The 15,958-nt window shown below is 33.9% G+C and carries 15 protein-coding genes; 6 read left to right on the forward strand and 9 right to left on the reverse strand.

What is annotated here, in order from left to right:
* Positions 1 to 307: 307 nt before the first annotated feature.
* From AW729_RS06690 to AW729_RS06700, 3 genes are read right to left on the reverse strand one after another with little or no spacing between them, the layout of a single operon-like run.
* The gene (locus AW729_RS06690) at positions 308 to 490 is read right to left on the reverse strand and encodes a 30S ribosomal protein S17e (protein WP_112124377.1); all 183 of its coding nucleotides are present in this window, start codon (positions 488 to 490) and stop codon (positions 308 to 310) included.
* 37 nt (positions 491 to 527) lie between these two features.
* Complete coding sequence (locus AW729_RS06695; RefSeq protein ID WP_112124378.1) at positions 528 to 815, reverse strand: chorismate mutase; 288 nt, start codon at positions 813 to 815, stop codon at positions 528 to 530.
* A gap of 11 nt (positions 816 to 826) precedes the next feature.
* Positions 827 to 1,744 (reverse strand): shikimate kinase, encoded by a 918-nt coding sequence (locus AW729_RS06700; RefSeq protein WP_112124379.1) that lies wholly within the window; start codon positions 1,742 to 1,744, stop codon positions 827 to 829.
* A gap of 150 nt (positions 1,745 to 1,894) precedes the next feature.
* On the opposite strand from AW729_RS06700, the gene AW729_RS06705 reads away from it, so the two are divergent.
* On the forward strand, positions 1,895 to 2,164 hold the full coding sequence (locus tag AW729_RS06705; protein WP_112124380.1) for an MJ0307 family thioredoxin: 270 nt from the start codon (positions 1,895 to 1,897) through the stop codon (positions 2,162 to 2,164).
* A gap of 315 nt (positions 2,165 to 2,479) precedes the next feature.
* Here AW729_RS06705 and AW729_RS06710 read toward each other — a convergent pair whose 3' ends face one another.
* From AW729_RS06710 to AW729_RS06735, 6 genes are all read right to left on the reverse strand, one after another.
* Positions 2,480 to 6,652, reverse strand: coding sequence for a hypothetical protein (locus AW729_RS06710; protein ID WP_162685830.1), 4,173 nt, complete (start codon positions 6,650 to 6,652; stop codon positions 2,480 to 2,482).
* Positions 6,653 to 6,850: 198 nt separating this feature from the next.
* Entirely contained in the window at positions 6,851 to 7,177 is a 327-nt protein-coding gene (locus tag AW729_RS06715) for a DUF2149 domain-containing protein (RefSeq protein WP_112124382.1), read from the reverse strand.
* Positions 7,174 to 7,809, reverse strand: a complete 636-nt coding sequence (locus tag AW729_RS06720; RefSeq protein ID WP_112124383.1) for a MotA/TolQ/ExbB proton channel family protein — start codon at positions 7,807 to 7,809, stop codon at positions 7,174 to 7,176. Before AW729_RS06720 ends, AW729_RS06715 begins: the two co-directional genes overlap by 4 nt.
* A gap of 349 nt (positions 7,810 to 8,158) precedes the next feature.
* Positions 8,159 to 8,776 (reverse strand): class I SAM-dependent methyltransferase, encoded by a 618-nt coding sequence (locus tag AW729_RS06725; protein WP_112124384.1) that lies wholly within the window; start codon positions 8,774 to 8,776, stop codon positions 8,159 to 8,161.
* Between the two features lie 31 nt (positions 8,777 to 8,807).
* A complete protein-coding gene (locus AW729_RS06730; protein ID WP_162685831.1) occupies positions 8,808 to 9,380 on the reverse strand; it encodes a TMEM175 family protein in 573 nt (190 codons plus the stop codon).
* Positions 9,370 to 9,960 carry a TMEM175 family protein gene (locus tag AW729_RS06735; protein ID WP_112124386.1) on the reverse strand — a complete coding sequence of 197 codons (591 nt, stop codon included), beginning with the start codon at positions 9,958 to 9,960 and terminating at the stop codon, positions 9,370 to 9,372. The genes AW729_RS06730 and AW729_RS06735 overlap by 11 nt, the downstream gene beginning before the upstream one ends.
* Before the next feature lie 500 nt (positions 9,961 to 10,460).
* Here AW729_RS06735 and cbiD point away from each other — a divergent pair, with 500 nt between their 5' ends.
* From cbiD to AW729_RS06760, 5 genes are read left to right on the forward strand one after another with little or no spacing between them, the layout of a single operon-like run.
* Positions 10,461 to 11,561, forward strand: coding sequence for a cobalt-precorrin-5B (C(1))-methyltransferase CbiD (gene cbiD, locus AW729_RS06740; RefSeq protein ID WP_112124387.1), 1,101 nt, complete (start codon positions 10,461 to 10,463; stop codon positions 11,559 to 11,561).
* 60 nt (positions 11,562 to 11,621) lie between these two features.
* Positions 11,622 to 12,695, forward strand: a complete 1,074-nt coding sequence (locus AW729_RS06745) for a glycosyltransferase family 4 protein (RefSeq protein WP_112124388.1) — start codon at positions 11,622 to 11,624, stop codon at positions 12,693 to 12,695.
* Positions 12,696 to 12,754: 59 nt separating this feature from the next.
* Complete coding sequence (locus tag AW729_RS06750; RefSeq protein WP_112124389.1) at positions 12,755 to 14,848, forward strand: DEAD/DEAH box helicase; 2,094 nt, start codon at positions 12,755 to 12,757, stop codon at positions 14,846 to 14,848.
* Positions 14,849 to 14,858: 10 nt separating this feature from the next.
* The gene (locus AW729_RS06755) at positions 14,859 to 15,338 is read left to right on the forward strand and encodes a DUF2115 family protein (protein WP_112124390.1); all 480 of its coding nucleotides are present in this window, start codon (positions 14,859 to 14,861) and stop codon (positions 15,336 to 15,338) included.
* A gap of 4 nt (positions 15,339 to 15,342) precedes the next feature.
* Positions 15,343 to 15,696, forward strand: coding sequence for a hypothetical protein (locus AW729_RS06760; RefSeq protein WP_112124391.1), 354 nt, complete (start codon positions 15,343 to 15,345; stop codon positions 15,694 to 15,696).
* Positions 15,697 to 15,958 lie beyond the last annotated feature (262 nt).

Raw genomic sequence — 15,958 nt, forward strand, 5'->3', positions numbered from 1 at the left:
TATTTTGTATTAACACATGTATTTATGAGTATATCCGATAATAATACAATCAGTGAGCTAATTTATTGTATTGAATCACAGATATATTTATGCAGACGTTTAAAACATTCACCCCTCTGTTTAATAACTGTTCAGATGATAATAAAAATAAACCATATGTTCAAAAATAAGTTATTTTTCTATAAACTTGAAAATATTAAAGAAAGATAATCTGTTGGCGATGTTCAAAAATAGAAAGTAAAATATTAACTTTGTTTAAAATAAATATTTTTATAAAAAAAGAGTTAAAAATAAGAAATTATTAAATCTATTGATCTAATAAATGAGTTGCATAACCTGCAATTTGATTTCTTAAGTGTTTTGTTGAAACAGATGAGTATTCAGCAACAACTTGTTTGTTGTTTTCAAAGTCGTTGTTAAATTTATCTCCGTGTAATTCAATTAATTCTTTTGCTGTTCTTTTTACAAATGTTGTTCTTATATTTCCCATAATCAATCCTCCGATTTTTAAATAAATTATATAATCATTATAAATATTTTTTTTGTTCTTCTTTGCTCATTGCAAATAATATATTGAATATCTCAAACACGTGCTCCTTATTAATATCTTTATTTTCTATTAATTTAGAGATTCTTTCGTGAATAATACTTTCTCTTTCAGGGTCTGACAAATCCTTATTTAGAACTTTTTTTGAACTTGCTATATCACCTGCAAGTGATGTTCGTTCCACTATCAGATTTACCATTTTTTCATCAATAATATCTAATTTTTCCCTTGAGTTGTTCAATAAATTTTCAGCTTCAATTTTATCCATATTATCACATATTACCTTAAAACTACAGATCCTTCATTATCAGGACTTGTTTCAATCAACCTACCCTGATAATCAGATAAGGATGATTTAATCATGTCTATATCACTATCATCATCCAATAAAATAGTAAATGCAGACCCAGTGCCTGACAACCCTGCAGCCTTAGCCCCTAATTTTAATGCATCGATAGCAATTTTAGGATTTATATCTAATGCGGCACAGTATAAGAAGCCATTTAAGGTTAGAGCTTTTTCAATATTCTTTTTTAAAGCATTTTCAAATGCAATTTCCACAAGTGGTGCCAAAGTTTTCATAGCCTTGACATCTGACTGTGCAGTATATAAAGATTTGTTTGGTATATATATTAATACTTTCTGATAATCAACAGTAAAATCCTTCAAAATTTTTCTATCATAATTATCGGTTATCTTCCAACCTCCATAAAATGATGCTGATGCATCATCATAAGCACCTGTAGCAGTAACCCCCACCTCCAAGGATGCATCAATTGCCATGTTTACAATATCCTCATCAGAAAAATCAATATCTTCACGCGTCAATCCAGCCTCTTCAAGCAGAGCAAGAAGAGTTGCATATACTACCGAATTTGAAGCAGCACTGCTGCTTGACAAACCTGAACCCGGCGGTATATCCGATTTTGTCTTAACACTTACAACAATGTTCTTCAAGTTGAAGTCATCATAGCCTGAAAGCTTTTTGTAGACCATCCGTACACATAAGTCCATCAAAGATGTGTCCATGTCAGGTTTATCTAAGCTTTCGGATATGACCTTTATATCATCATCTGTTTTTTCATTTAATACATTGACATCAGCGGTTATATATAATCCAATACCAAAAGCAGAACCCTTACCCATACTTATAGCATTTATTACAGTTGCTGATGCTGGAGAACGTACCTTTACCATAACATCACATTTATTAAAAATTATTTTATAATATTATATATTATGAGAATTAATAATTATACTATAAGAAAAAAATATAAAATTCATATAAATATTTAAATTATTAAATATTAATTATATAATTTAGAAAATTAAATGGAGAGATTTAGCATGAGCGTAAAAGTAGAAGTATTCACATCCAAAACTTGCCCACATTGTCCTGGTGCAATCGCAGTAGCACAAAAAGTTAAGGAACAATTTGGTGATGAAATGGAGTTTGAACAGTTAGACGTTGATGAAAACATAGACAAAGTCCGTGAATATGGATTAATGTCTGTTCCAACAGTAGTTGTTGACGGTAAAGTTGAATTTATCGGAGCCCCTACAGAAGATGAATTAACAAGGAAAGTTAAAAAACGAATATTATTAAACTCCCATTAATCCCCCCATTTTTTTAAAAAAAGTATGAATTCAAATCCAATACCCGATAAGATAAGGAATGACTATTTTTTAATTAAAAATAATACTTAAAACCAATCAATATTTTAGCAAATATCACCTGAATAGTATTGTTTATTTAGCTAAAAAAGTTATAACATAGCTTTGATAATTTTAAAAAGAGTTATGAAATAAAAGTAGGCAATTTCTAAAAACAACACCCCTATAATAATAGATGTTTCATATAGCTAATTTTAGAAAAAAAAGTCCCTTTGACTCCCATAATTGGGAGAAAAAGAGAAAAATACAAGGGGCAATTTAATTTTTCATTTTATAATAGTATCCAATACCTATACAAGCAAGGACGAAAAGAAGAATTAAAAGATGTTCCTTCAAATCATTCATGAATGTACTGATCTCGGATAATTCATATGCTTTATTAACTGTTTCTTCAGCAGAGTCACTAACGACACTATCCACAACAGCATGATTGACAACATCTGCAAATGAAGACACCATAAAAGATGAAACAGTATCACCAGTTAACACACTAGCGTCAGCACGAGTTTGAGAATCATCATTTGACTGACTATCTTCAACATTCTGACCATCATCAGAATTCGAGTTGACACCGGCAGAATCGCCATTATCTGTGGAATTGCCCGTGTTATTTTCAACTATGGCAACATTCTCCGTATCATCATTATTATCAACTGTGTCATTGACTGCAACATCATCACTATTATTTTCAACAACAGTATTGTTTTTATCATCCGTAGTTTCATTTATTGCTTGATTAACATCAGTTTGATTAACATCAGTTGAATTAGAATCAATATTTTGAGTATCATTGATGACTGTTTTGTTATCATTAACAGCATCATTCACGTCAGTATCATTAACGGATGATGTGGTGTTGTTAATATGGGTGTTGTTCTGATTTATTGAGGAATTTGTAATGTTTGTTGTTATGTTTGAATCTTCTATAGTGACATTGTCAACATTTACTGTAATGTTAGTTGCATTGGTTGTTATGTTGGAGTTTGTTATATTACCGTTGGTAGTGTTTTCTATTGTACCGTTACTATTACTGGTCACGTTAGAACCTTCAACACTAGAACCATCAGTACCATTAACAACAACATCACTACCATTACCAGTCACATTAGAACCCTCAACACTAGAACCATCAGTACCGTCAACAACAACATCACTACCATTACCAGTTATATTACTATTGTTAATATTGGTATTATTGGAATTAATATCTGTGTCGGTTACATTTCCAGTACTGTTTATATTGTCCTGTGTAGAGTTTGTAATGTTACTTGTTGTATTTGTAACGTTGCCTTCTGTATTTGTATTGTTTATTGTTGAATTTGTTTCAGTGGCATTTGTATTTGAAATATCTGATGAGATGTTACTGTTTTCTATCGTGTCATTTGTAGCGTTGATATTTACGTTAGTTTCAGGATTGGTTGTGTTTGTTGAAGGAGTATCCCCCCCGGACTGATTACCGCCGGCAGGAGTATCATTCCCCGTACCATTACTGCTATGATTGTTATCTTCAGGATTATCTTGATTTTCAAAGACTACTTCAAAGTTTGTTTGTACATCTGTTGATGGATTATATTTATTATCTCCATTGAATGTAGCCGTGACACTTTTTATTCCTTCACTATCCGTTTTGTAATCATATTGATATGATCCATCTTCCCTGGTGGATATGTCATGAGTCATGCCATCTATTTCCAAGTTGATATGAGCCGACATTACCGGATTTGATAGTTCATCTGTTAATGTTCCTGATATCGTTGTTTGAGCAGTTGTCTGAGAGTAGCTAACCGGCGTATGAACTACGGTAAGTGTTGTGTTGTATTTGCTTACATTGAACGTGCCTTCTATTGTGGAGTCATTATAGAATTCATCATCATGTAAGTCTATCAATACATCATGTAAGCCCGCTATGATTGGTTCATACATGTAAGTGTAATATCCATTTTCATCTGTTTTGGTAGAGAATATCTCCCCATTAACCAATAGGTCTAGTTGAAGGTTAGAAATTGCCTTATTGTTTTCATCAGTTGCCATACCGGTTATTTCTTCGCTTTCATTGATTTTTATTGGTTTTGTTGTTAGTGTTATGTTTGTTTGATGTTTAAAGACGTGGAAGTTAGCTGTTGAATTTGAAGTATTGTATTGCGTCGTTGAATCATATGTGGCTGTGATGTTATTTAATCCTGGACTTGTTGATTGATAATATATCACCGCACATCCTTCGCCGTTGGTCTTTGTAGTATCTGTTTGATTGTTGATTATAACCGTTACAAATTGATTAGACAGCTTGTTTGAATTTTCATCAAGCAACGTTATTGTTATTGTAGCGTTTTGACCTACGGTAACATTTGTTGAATTGATGTCTATTTCAGTATTTAATGCACGTACAGTGAATGTTAGATTCTTACTGCCCTCATAGTAGTAATAACTTTCAGGAAGTGTAACTGTAACATTGTTAGTTCCTACACTTTCCACTTTGTATGTAAGCAGATATTCTGCATTTTCATCACTTGCTACTTCAAATCTTTGATTATCCAATTCTATAATAAATGGATAGTTGTTTAATTTATTTCCTTTTTCATCTTCAAGACTTACTTTTATTGTGACGTTTGAGAATACTGCTACATCATCATCCAATACACTTGCATTTATAACTACGGGCATTTTTTCAACTGTTATTGTAGTTGAATTTGCCGAATAAGTGTAGTTTTCATTATCCTTTGTATAAGCGGTTATATTATATCTTCCTGCAGGTATTTGTGTAAATATCAAGTGATATGAATTTTCATCACGCATTACGTCATATGCGAATAATTCATCATCCACATCTTCACTTGTTATGTTAAATAGGATGATATCTGAAGCGTAATCATAATTATCGGCAGATAACTGTGCTATCATTTCCACCGAATCAACTATCTTGAAGTCTCTTATACCGGATAATGTTTTATCATCAAGTAATATGCTTGTTTTGATTTTTTCTGTTATGAATGTTGAATTAACAATATTTGACTGCAGATATTTGTCACTTGGACTGGTATATACACTCACGTGGTGTTGACCAACAGTTGATTCATAAGTATAACTGTAATTTGTCTGATTGGAAACTGTTAATGAATGATTTTTGGCATCAATGATAAGGTTGACTTCAAGAGTATCATTACCTGATATGTTCAATAATTTTCCTCCAATTACAGTGGGACTGCCCAGTGTAACTGATTTGATTTCATCGAGTGTAATTACCGGAGTTCTTTTGAGCACTTCAATATTTAATGTATTGTTGGATGACTTAACAGTATTGTTTCCGGCATACCTGAAGTTTATGGTATGCTTACCGGCAATTGCAGTGAAGTTTGTAATACTTACCATTCCATTTTGATTCGTTTTAACCCCATAGTTATTTGAAGCGTAACGAACATTTATTGTTGCATCAGGGATTGCCTTTTTAGTTTCCAAATCCCTTAAGGTCAGGTTAATTATTACATTATCCCCTACATATATGTCCTCTTCGAAGTCTTCGGAATTATCTATAATCAGTTCACTCTCATGTGCCTTGACAATATAGTTCCATGACTTGCTTGTTGCATTGAAGTATTCATTACCTTCAAATATCAGGGATATCCTATTTGTTCCCATGACTTTAGGCATGTAGTTATATGATATTATACCGTTTTTTACAGGAATGTTGATTATCTCGTCATTTACGTTAAGTTTGACATTTACATTATCCTCAAAATCTTCAAAACCCATAATTGGATTATCATATTGAAGTTTTGAATCAATTACAATATCTTCATCCACATATCCACTTGTCTTTTCATTCAAGTTGATTATCTGTGTATTGAAGCGATGATAAGTAAATGATACGCTTCCCTGACCATAAAATGGATTGACACTTGTATCAGTAACTACTGCTTTGATAGTATGTATTCCTTCAGTTGTAGGTGTGTAATTGAAAGTGTTTGTTCCATTTCCTTTAATTACAAAGGAATAATTATCATCGATAGTTATATTAATGTTTCCCTTATAATCCTTATCGCCATGTGTACCGGGAGTATACTTTGCAGTAAACATCACATTCAATGGGCGATCAAAGGGATATTTCTCCTCACCCTCCTCAGGATCAAAAAAGAATATTAAAACTTCTTTATCACCCTGTGGATCATAACTAGGATAACGGGAATCTGATTTGATTTGCTTTGTTGTCTTTGTATAATTACTGTGATTAATTGCGTCATTGTTTATTGTGTTAGTATTGCTAGATTGATTTACCTTTGAATCCATACCTACATTTTTTTCCATAGGTATGGAAGTAGAAACATTTGCATCATTATCATCAGTTGTGTCGTTTGTAGCCGATGCAGACATGACCATCACCAATGATATGAATAATGCGATTAATAAAAACATTTTTTTAACATTTTTATTTTTCATTCTACCATTTGTTCGTGTTTTTTTCTTAATTAATGCAATAGGGATTACTTCATGAAAAAATGAAGTTTTCCAAATATGATTAATTAATGATAATTATTTTATAAGTTATTAGTATTAAACTTTTAAATATTAATGAATCAAATGAAAAAATAGTTTAGTTAAAAGATTAATAAAAAGAATTTGAAAAGGAAGGATTAATCAACCCTCAACCATAATCAACTTACCTGAATCAGGGTCACGATAAACACTGCCCACCTTACTATATCCAGAACCTGTTTGTTCGGCTTGCTGGATAGTGTTAGGAACTTCTTTTCCTTGAGAAACGTTTATGGCATCCTGTAATGGCATTGAAGAATTTTGACTATCGGGGTTATAGCTGATCTGATCAATGCCGACGGATGTTATTGCAAGAATCAGAAAACCGACGGCCAATACCAGCATGATATCAACCATGTTTACAATACTGGTCATTGGATCAGCATCTTCTCCATCAGAAAAACTTGGTTTACCACTCTTTTTTATCATAATTTCTTCTCCGCGATTGCCTCTGCTATAACATAAACAGTAGCCATATCCTCATCATACCATGACCTGCGAATTTTACCCATTATGTATGCAATCAGTGATGAGGCCAGACCCACCGTCGTAGTGTTAAAAGCTATAATCAACTGAGCAGACAATGTTGCAATATCACCGCTACCGAGTGATGCAAGTCCCGGACCCAGAGGAATTAAAGTTCCCAATAGACCACATCCAGAACCTATCCTTGAAATGATATCGGTTCTTGCCAGAGTACGACCCAATGCAAACTCCTCTGAGTCAATAGCCTTACGTGAGTATGCCTCCATTGTATTGTCACTGAATCTATGACCGCTTAAAACCTTAAGCAGTACATCAATATACTCCTTATTTAAGTTTGAGCCTCTTATAACCTCTTCAATTTGATTAGTAGTTTCTGCATTGGAAATAGCATCCACGATTTTATCTAACTGTTCATCAGTAAGCTTATTTCTTTTTGAATATTCCGCAATGAGAATCCCTATTTCAACCAAAGTCCATATGACTATTATTACAAGAACAATAAGTACCGGTATTAGTAAACTGGTAGCAATGGTATTGATAAAATTCGTCAGTATTTCACCAGTAAAAAATGCCAAGTATAATCTCCTCCATTAAAAATTTCTTAAGATAATCACCCATAGAACTAAAGTATACAATAAATATTGAATAACTTTAATCTTTTACTTATATTTCCTATTTTTGAATATTTTTAGTATATATACTTATTGACAAATGTATTTTTGAAATTTTAAAGACTGAAATGATATTCATAATGGATAAACAATACGTTGATTGTGAATAATAAGTAATTTATCACCCAAGAGGGATTATACAATAGTTCAGCAAAATCATTACCAATTATCTGCTAGCACCATACCCGATAAGAAAAAAAATATTTAAAAAAAAGTATAATGTTAAATAAACTGGTTTTTTGAATAATGAAGACTATTTTCCTGCAACGATGACAAGAAGATAATCCTCTTTCCGATTAAATACGTCTACTTTTTTAAAACCTACATCTTTGAGTATTTTTACGAGTTCATCTTTCGAATAGACCCTGACATCATCAAGTATATCAATCCACTTTTGATCATTTGGATTGTTGCCGTCTGTATCGCAGGCTATTAGAAAACGGCCGTCATCATTCAATATCCTGTAAACCTCACCGAAAGCCTTATTCAAATTTTTCCAGAAGTAAATTGTTTCAAATGCGGATGCCAAGTCATATATCCCATCATCCAATGGAATATCAAGTACGTTAGCCTCATATACATGGCAACGTCCGCTGTCAACGGCTTCCTGATTACGCTTGATGGACTCGGATACCGACAGTTGTGAATAGTCCAATCCGTCAACAATTCCCTTCGGACATCTTTTTAGGAATTTTTCAATGTTTACTCCACCGCCACATCCTATATCAATAACCTTGGAATCCTCAGCCAATTCAATGGATTCCATAGCATAATTAGATATGACTTCATGATGACTATTCATGTCACCGATTATTTCCAGCCCATATTCTCCATGGGGTTTTTGACATTGCTCCAATCTTTCTTTCATCATTTTAATAAACTCCTCCCGTTAATTAATCCAATTATAAATATTTTTTAATCTTAGGCCATGACAATGATACTGCTACAGATAATACACATCCGACAAATATTGCCGGAGGATAGAACAGATAACCTATGACAAATCCCACTACCTGCAATAAAAATCCTATTATTGTAATCTTTTTCCTATCCTTTAAAGCCAACCTTAAAGCTATATTGGCCTTGTCGAATCTGATTAATAATAAATCTGCCACGTAAAAGTTTATGTTTGTTAACAGAAATACCAATCCAAACATTGCCTGAGCAGTAAAGGAATAGAAATCTGTTGAAATCATCGTCGTTACATGAGGAAGCAGACCCACTATCATAATAGCAATTGAACCAGTCCATGTGATTGAACTGTTTAACTTATTTACTATGCTAAATAGATTGTGATGATAATTCCATACATTAAAGCATATGACAAAACTTAGTGCATATGATAAAAACTGTGGACTCAACTCCAGTAGTGAAGACAAGGTAGTAGTCTCGGGTAGCGGTATTTCCATAACAATAATTGTTATGATAATTGCCAGAATTGCATCTATCAATGCCTCAAAACGTTCAGTTTCCATCATCATCACCCAATACGTATGTTTTTTGAATATATGGTATAGTGTTCCAGGTAATTACCGTAAGTAAACAGAGAATCATCATACAAATAGGATAACCCATCAGCGATACCACACAGCCTATTAGGAATATCGCACAATTTAACAATAAAACCTCTTTATAGCTGATACCGTTTATCTCATGATTATGCACATCATGCTTTATGGCTACCTTGGTAGATAACACGAACAATACGTTGACCAAAACGAATATCAAACCATACATTAACTCGGGCAACAAATCATAAGGGTTATGTGCCACCCATGCCGTAAAGTATGGAACCAATGTAACAATGAAAATCAATACAGAATACATCCAGATAACATTATTGTTAATATCCTCAAGAAAATTGAATAACTTCCGATGATGGTCCCATATGCTAAAGAGTATTATGAAACTTAGAAAATATGCAAAAAACATTACATGCAGATCCCATATCCCCCTCATGGTCATAGTTGTCGGTTGGGGAATCTTAAGTACCATAACAGTCATCATGATTGCAAGAATTGCATCAATAAATGTTTCAAAACGACCAGAATCCATTATAAACCTCCATAAATAATTATTGTCACATTATGAAAATAAACAATAATCAAAATAATAATAACAAACAATATGATTTAATAATAATTTTGAGATTATTCCTATTTAAATTAGTAACATGAATACAAAATAGTGATAAACAGTGAAGAATTTAACCAAAAGATACCATGCTGAGAGAAAACACCGATCAAATCCTGCTGAGGCTTTTTATAATGATTAACCAAGAAACACTTTTAAAAACGCTTGAACAAAAGAATATAGTATAATGATACATAATTAGAGTTCAACAATAGCTATTATCAATCACGTCAGTCTTAAAATTGTTTTTAGATGATTATAAGCAATAACTGTAAGGCAATGCTTATGATTGAATTACTGCCAGGTTGATATATTTTTAAGCAGATTTAAGTAAATATTATTGAATTAAAAAAGATATATAATATACATATAATAAATTATTCAATCAGTACAAGATGTAATGTATTAAGGAATGTATAACTATGGAACATCATAAAAATTCGGAAGAGAAGTCAGGAATTACAACCGGAAGCTGTGCCACTGCGGCAAGTGTTGCGGCATTGCTGACAATACTCGACAAGTCACCTGCTGTAGTTAACATAATTGCACCGAATAGCCAGTTAACTGCAGAAATATATGATACGAAGAAGCTTTCAGATACACAGGCAGAAGCTATCGTTGAAAAGCCAACATATAACGATCCGGATGTTACCCGTGGAATTAAAATTGTATCACAGGTTTGTTTGACGGATAATATAGGAGAAGTTGAAATAACGGCGGGTGAAGGTGTTGGAGTTGTTACAAAACCGGGTCTTCAAATACCTGTGGGTGAATATGCCATCAATCCCGTTCCAAGAAAGATGATTAAGGAAAATATTAAAAGGTTCTTACCTGATAACAAGGGTGCGATTGTTAAAATCATAATTCCGGAGGGCAAAGAGATAGCACCAAAAACTATGAACAGCCGTTTAGGAATAATTGATGGAATATCCATACTTGGAACTACCGGTATAGCCAGACCAATGTCCAATAAGGCATATACAGATTCACTCAGAGTACAGTTGGATGTGGCAAGTGCCAATGGATATGAGGAGCTGTTATTTGTACCCGGCAATATCGGTACAAGAATTGCCAATGAAAGACTCGTTATAGATGAGGATGCCATAATCGAGATGAGTAACTTTGTAGGTTATATGCTTGATGAGGCAGACAAGATGGACGCGTTTAAATCAATAACAATCTTTGGTCATGCGGGCAAACTAATTAAGATTGCCGCAGGAATATTCAATACCAAGCAGAGTGTGGCCGATGCCAGACGTGAGATTATGACTGCCTACAGCGGATTATGCGGTGCAGATACAAATACCCTGCAGAGGATATTTGATTGTATCACCACGGAGGACGTCATTAAGATATTGGATGAAAACAATCTTACCACCGATGTATTCGAGTTGATTGGTGATAAGATAGAAGAGTTATGTGAGCTTAAGTACAACATCAAGTTTCATGCCATTATCGTGAAGATGAATGGCGAAATATTAAATCCATCCAAAACAGATACAATCCCATTTGAATGGAAATAATCCCATTAAAATAATTGAACGGTTAAATTATAAAGAAAACTCAAAGAGAAGTGTTTTACCATGAATATTTGTATTGTTGGTCAGTATCCCCCACAATTAGGTGGCATATCCACATACACATCCAACGTTAAAAATCAACTTGAAAGACTGGGCCATAATGTATATGTACTAACATATCCCAGCAATGCTACCAGAGAGGATAATGTATTTGAAGCCAGTACCGTTAATGTTCCAGTACTTCGTGGCTTGAGCTTTATAATTTCAAGTTACAGATTACTCATGAGGATTGTTGAAAAATATGATATTGACTTGATACATGCAAACTATATCCTTCCACCGGCACTGGTGGCGGTATTGACAAAAAGAAAGAAAGGCATAAGAATTGTTACAAGTGTCCATGGATCTGACATAAATATACTAGCCAATAACATCCTGCTTAAAGGGATAATAAAATACACATTAAAAAAGAGTGATGATATATATTTCGTTAGCAAAGAATTATACAATAAAGCGTTGAAATTGAATATCGAGGGCCTGGAGGAAAAATCAAGCATAACACCAAACACAGTTGATATAGAAAAGTTCAATGAAGACACGTCCGGCAAAAGTCCACTTAAACAAGAGTATAAAAAGCCGCTGGTGATATTCATAGGAAATCTTGTAAAACAGAAGGGATTGGAATACCTGCTTGAAGCAAAGGCCATCTCCAAAACAGATTATGTACTGTTAATCTATGGGGATGGAGCTGAACATGACAACCTTAAGGACATTATAGAAAAAAATAACATTAAAGACACTTATCTGATGGGAAAAACATATAACCCCGAAAAGATAATACCACAGGCCGATGTGATGGTACTGCCATCAGTATCAGAGGGGGCAAGCATAGTGGCACTTGAATCCATGGCCTGTAAAAAGGCATTCATATCAACAGATACCGGAAATATAAAAGATGTGATTACAAATAATGAAAATGGAATAATAGTAGCACCAAGAGACAGTAAAGCATTATCACATGAAATTGACAGACTCATAATTGATGAGAAATTAAGAGAAAAATTAGCAGACAACGCTAGAAAAACCATAATTGATAAATATTCAAAAATAAACATCCCATACCTGGAAAGGGAATAATGAAAAGAGGATATCCATAACAATAATTAAAAAAAATAGAGCATATAGGGGGAAAAGCCATGGCCAATATAGATTCGAATATTGAAGAGATAATGAATAAAGCATACCCGTTTATCGAAGAATATAATCCTGCACAGCAAGCCGTGATAGACTCAGGATACCTGGAAAACAATGACAATTATATAATATCCATACCTACAGCCAGCGGTAAGACTGTACTGGGAGTGCTTGCAATGCTCAAGGTACTTCTTCAAGGGGGAAAGGTGGTATATGCAGTGCCGCTTATTTCACTGCAAAACGAGAAATACAAGGAATTCAAGGTATTCGAACAATTCGGATATAAGGTGGGAAAGCACCCTCGAAACAGTGACATATCCGTAATGGTATTTGAATCATTTGATGCACTTACAAGATTTTCCATGAACGTCCTGCATGAGTTGGACCTGCTTATCATAGATGAGTTTCACATGATAGGCGAATACAGCCGTGGACCTACAATAGAATGTGCAATAACCAGGATAAAGGAAAACAACAAGTCCATCAGAATCATAGCATTATCAGCCACACTCCAGAACATGGATGAGATGGCCCATTGGCTTGAAGCCGAAGTGGTAACACATGACTATAGACCGGTACCGCTACACAAGGAAGTGCTATGTGCAGAGGAATTCGGTACAAAGGACAAGAACAACATAATATACAAGCTATTGAATGATAGCTTAGATGATTCCTCACAGATGCTGGTATTTGTATCAACAAGGCGATTTACAGAATCATTGGCCGCCAACATGGCAGATAAGATTTCAAGATACATACCCGACAGTCAAAGGGAGATATTTAACAACATTGCCGAGGAAATACTTGAAGTTCCACGAAAAAGTAACTCCCAACCGACGGAGGTATGTAAGAAGCTGGCCGAATGCATGAGATGCGGAGTGGCCTTCCATCATGCAGGGCTGTTTGACAGACAAAAGGAGATAATAGAGGATGAATTTATAAATGGAAATCTTCTTATGATAACGGCAACGCCCAGTTTAATGTATGGGGTAAACCTTCCATCAAAAAGGGTTGTTATACGTGACTACAACCGCTGGACAGATCAGGGACAAACCACCATTCCAGTATTTGACTATGAACAGATGTCCGGTAGAGCAGGCAGACCCGGATTTGATACGGAAGGATATTCATACCTTCTTGCAAAGACATATGATGAGGCATTTGACCTTGATGATCATTATGTTCATGGAGAAATTGAGGTAACAAATTCAAAGTTAATAGACAATGAAGATGCCGTGTTAAAACAGATAATCACACAGATATCCACGGGATTTGCAAAGGACTTGGATGATTTGATAGAATTCTTCAACAAAACATTCTATGGATTTCAAATAGCACATACCTACAGTACAATGAGCTTTGGATTTAGTGATGAATCCATAAAATATGAAATATCCTCTGCACTTGAATATCTTATCCAGAATCAGATTATCAGGGTTTCCCCTTCAGGACTTCAGACAACACCTCTGGGAACATTGATATCCAAAAACAACTATGCCGTTAAGACCGCCGTAAAACTTAAGGATTACTCTACAATGCATACAAATACATTTAATCCCGCCGAGATAATCTATGAAATATCCAAGACAAAGGATATGCCTCAAATCAACACGAAGTTCAAAGCAAATAAGGATAATATCAGAGAGGTATTAAGCAATAAGGGAGTATTCGTAAGCTTTGTACAGAACAATGAGTCAACCGCTGCAAGTCTACTGGAATGGATTAACGAACGAAAAGAGTTTGAAATAGAAAACTATCTTAAGGTATATGCGGCTTCAACCAGACGTGCAAGCTATGAAGCGGCAAACCTTGTCAAATACTATCAGGATATCTGTAATGTCCTGGGTAACTACAAATACCTGACAGAGATTGACAAGTTAAGCTCAAGGCTATATTATGGCGTGAAGGAAGATATTCTTCCATTGGTTATTGGAATAAAACGCTTAGGTCGTCAAAGAGCAAGACTGGTTACCAACGTATTCGGCAAAAACCTTGCATATGTTGACATTAATGAATTAACCAAGATTGACGGGATCGGTCCAAAGACTGCCGAGAAAATAATCGAATTCTACGAACACAACAAAGAAATAATGTGAAGTGCTGGAAATGCTGACTGAGGGCAATTTAACATATGACCAACTGAAAGAGATACTTCAAGAAAAGGCTGATGAGATTAAACTGGATGATTTGTATGAATTGTCATACCTTTTTAATGATGACGTGAAATATCTGCCGGACAAATATGGAGAGGATTATAGAAAGTCAATAGTCCAGTTGATGATAAAAAGGTACAACCTATTGAAAAACGATAAGAAATCATATCCCGGATTAGTGGATAAGGACGAAATAGCTAAAATCAATGAACTGTTGAATAGGGAATTTGAGGATAAAATATTAAATAAGTTTAACATAATTATTATATATACAGGATACTTTTTAAAAGAACCAATACATCCAAGCAGCAGCGTATTTGCTGGATTAAAAAGTATCAGCTATGATGGTGAAAATTATTATTGTCCCATAAAGAAGCATCACGTTGAAAACGAGAACGCCATATGCAAGTATTGCATTGCAAAGGAGGTCTGAGAAAATGGTAGATTATGAAGAAATATTAGAACGTCTTGAAAATAATAAAAAGCTACATGAAAAAATGGTTAAGGAAGGCGTGGAGAACATAAATAAAAAACTTAAAAGCGATAAATATACCGTAGACAGCCTAGTAGCAGACAGTGACCTGGGCCATAAGTATCATGACTTGATTGACCAAAAGGACATGATTAATTCAAAGTTAAAGATGGATGTTAATAAGCGTCTTCATCAGATAGATGTTGAGTTATATCATTTAAACAATTCATTGGACAATCAAAGCAAAATGATTAACTACAAATTTGAAAGCAAGAAGGAAGAACTGTTATCCAATCTCAAATATAAAGTCAACTCCTAGAAATATACAAATAAGACAAATAATGTCATTATGATGGTGACTTTCAGTTAGATGGTGGAAGCCTAGTTAAAACATGAAAAATGTTATTGTTAGAATCAGTAATAGATTCTTCCAACATAACATTTATGAACTAATTTTAGATATTTATCCAATTTTACCAATCTTGATTCTTAAACTTATATGAGCAATACTTTTTTTGTTTAAAAATACTTTTTGCCAAGTCTTATTAAGGTGTAAAAAAAATGTTTTTATATGATTCTTT

It is taken from the genome of Methanosphaera sp. BMS (assembly GCF_003268005.1).
Lineage (GTDB): Archaea > Methanobacteriota > Methanobacteria > Methanobacteriales > Methanobacteriaceae > Methanosphaera.

Excerpts from the sequence above, each read along its gene's own strand:
- AW729_RS06695 (WP_112124378.1), bottom strand. The coding sequence starts at position 815 with ATGGATAAAATTGAAGCTGAAAATTTATTGAACAACTCAAGGGAAAAA.
- AW729_RS06735 (WP_112124386.1), bottom strand. The coding sequence starts at position 9,960 with ATGGATTCTGGTCGTTTTGAAACATTTATTGATGCAATTCTTGCAATC.
- AW729_RS06700 (WP_112124379.1), bottom strand. The coding sequence starts at position 1,744 with ATGGTAAAGGTACGTTCTCCAGCATCAGCAACTGTAATAAATGCTATA.
- AW729_RS06725 (WP_112124384.1), bottom strand. The coding sequence starts at position 8,776 with ATGATGAAAGAAAGATTGGAGCAATGTCAAAAACCCCATGGAGAATAT.
- AW729_RS06760 (WP_112124391.1), top strand. The coding sequence starts at position 15,343 with ATGGTAGATTATGAAGAAATATTAGAACGTCTTGAAAATAATAAAAAG.
- AW729_RS06690 (WP_112124377.1), bottom strand. The coding sequence starts at position 490 with ATGGGAAATATAAGAACAACATTTGTAAAAAGAACAGCAAAAGAATTA.
- AW729_RS06710 (WP_162685830.1), bottom strand. The coding sequence starts at position 6,652 with ATGAAAAATAAAAATGTTAAAAAAATGTTTTTATTAATCGCATTATTC.
- cbiD (WP_112124387.1), top strand. The coding sequence starts at position 10,461 with ATGGAACATCATAAAAATTCGGAAGAGAAGTCAGGAATTACAACCGGA.
- AW729_RS06705 (WP_112124380.1), top strand. The coding sequence starts at position 1,895 with ATGAGCGTAAAAGTAGAAGTATTCACATCCAAAACTTGCCCACATTGT.
- AW729_RS06715 (WP_112124382.1), bottom strand. The coding sequence starts at position 7,177 with ATGATAAAAAAGAGTGGTAAACCAAGTTTTTCTGATGGAGAAGATGCT.
- AW729_RS06750 (WP_112124389.1), top strand. The coding sequence starts at position 12,755 with ATGGCCAATATAGATTCGAATATTGAAGAGATAATGAATAAAGCATAC.
- AW729_RS06755 (WP_112124390.1), top strand. The coding sequence starts at position 14,859 with ATGCTGACTGAGGGCAATTTAACATATGACCAACTGAAAGAGATACTT.
- AW729_RS06745 (WP_112124388.1), top strand. The coding sequence starts at position 11,622 with ATGAATATTTGTATTGTTGGTCAGTATCCCCCACAATTAGGTGGCATA.
- AW729_RS06730 (WP_162685831.1), bottom strand. The coding sequence starts at position 9,380 with ATGGAAACTGAACGTTTTGAGGCATTGATAGATGCAATTCTGGCAATT.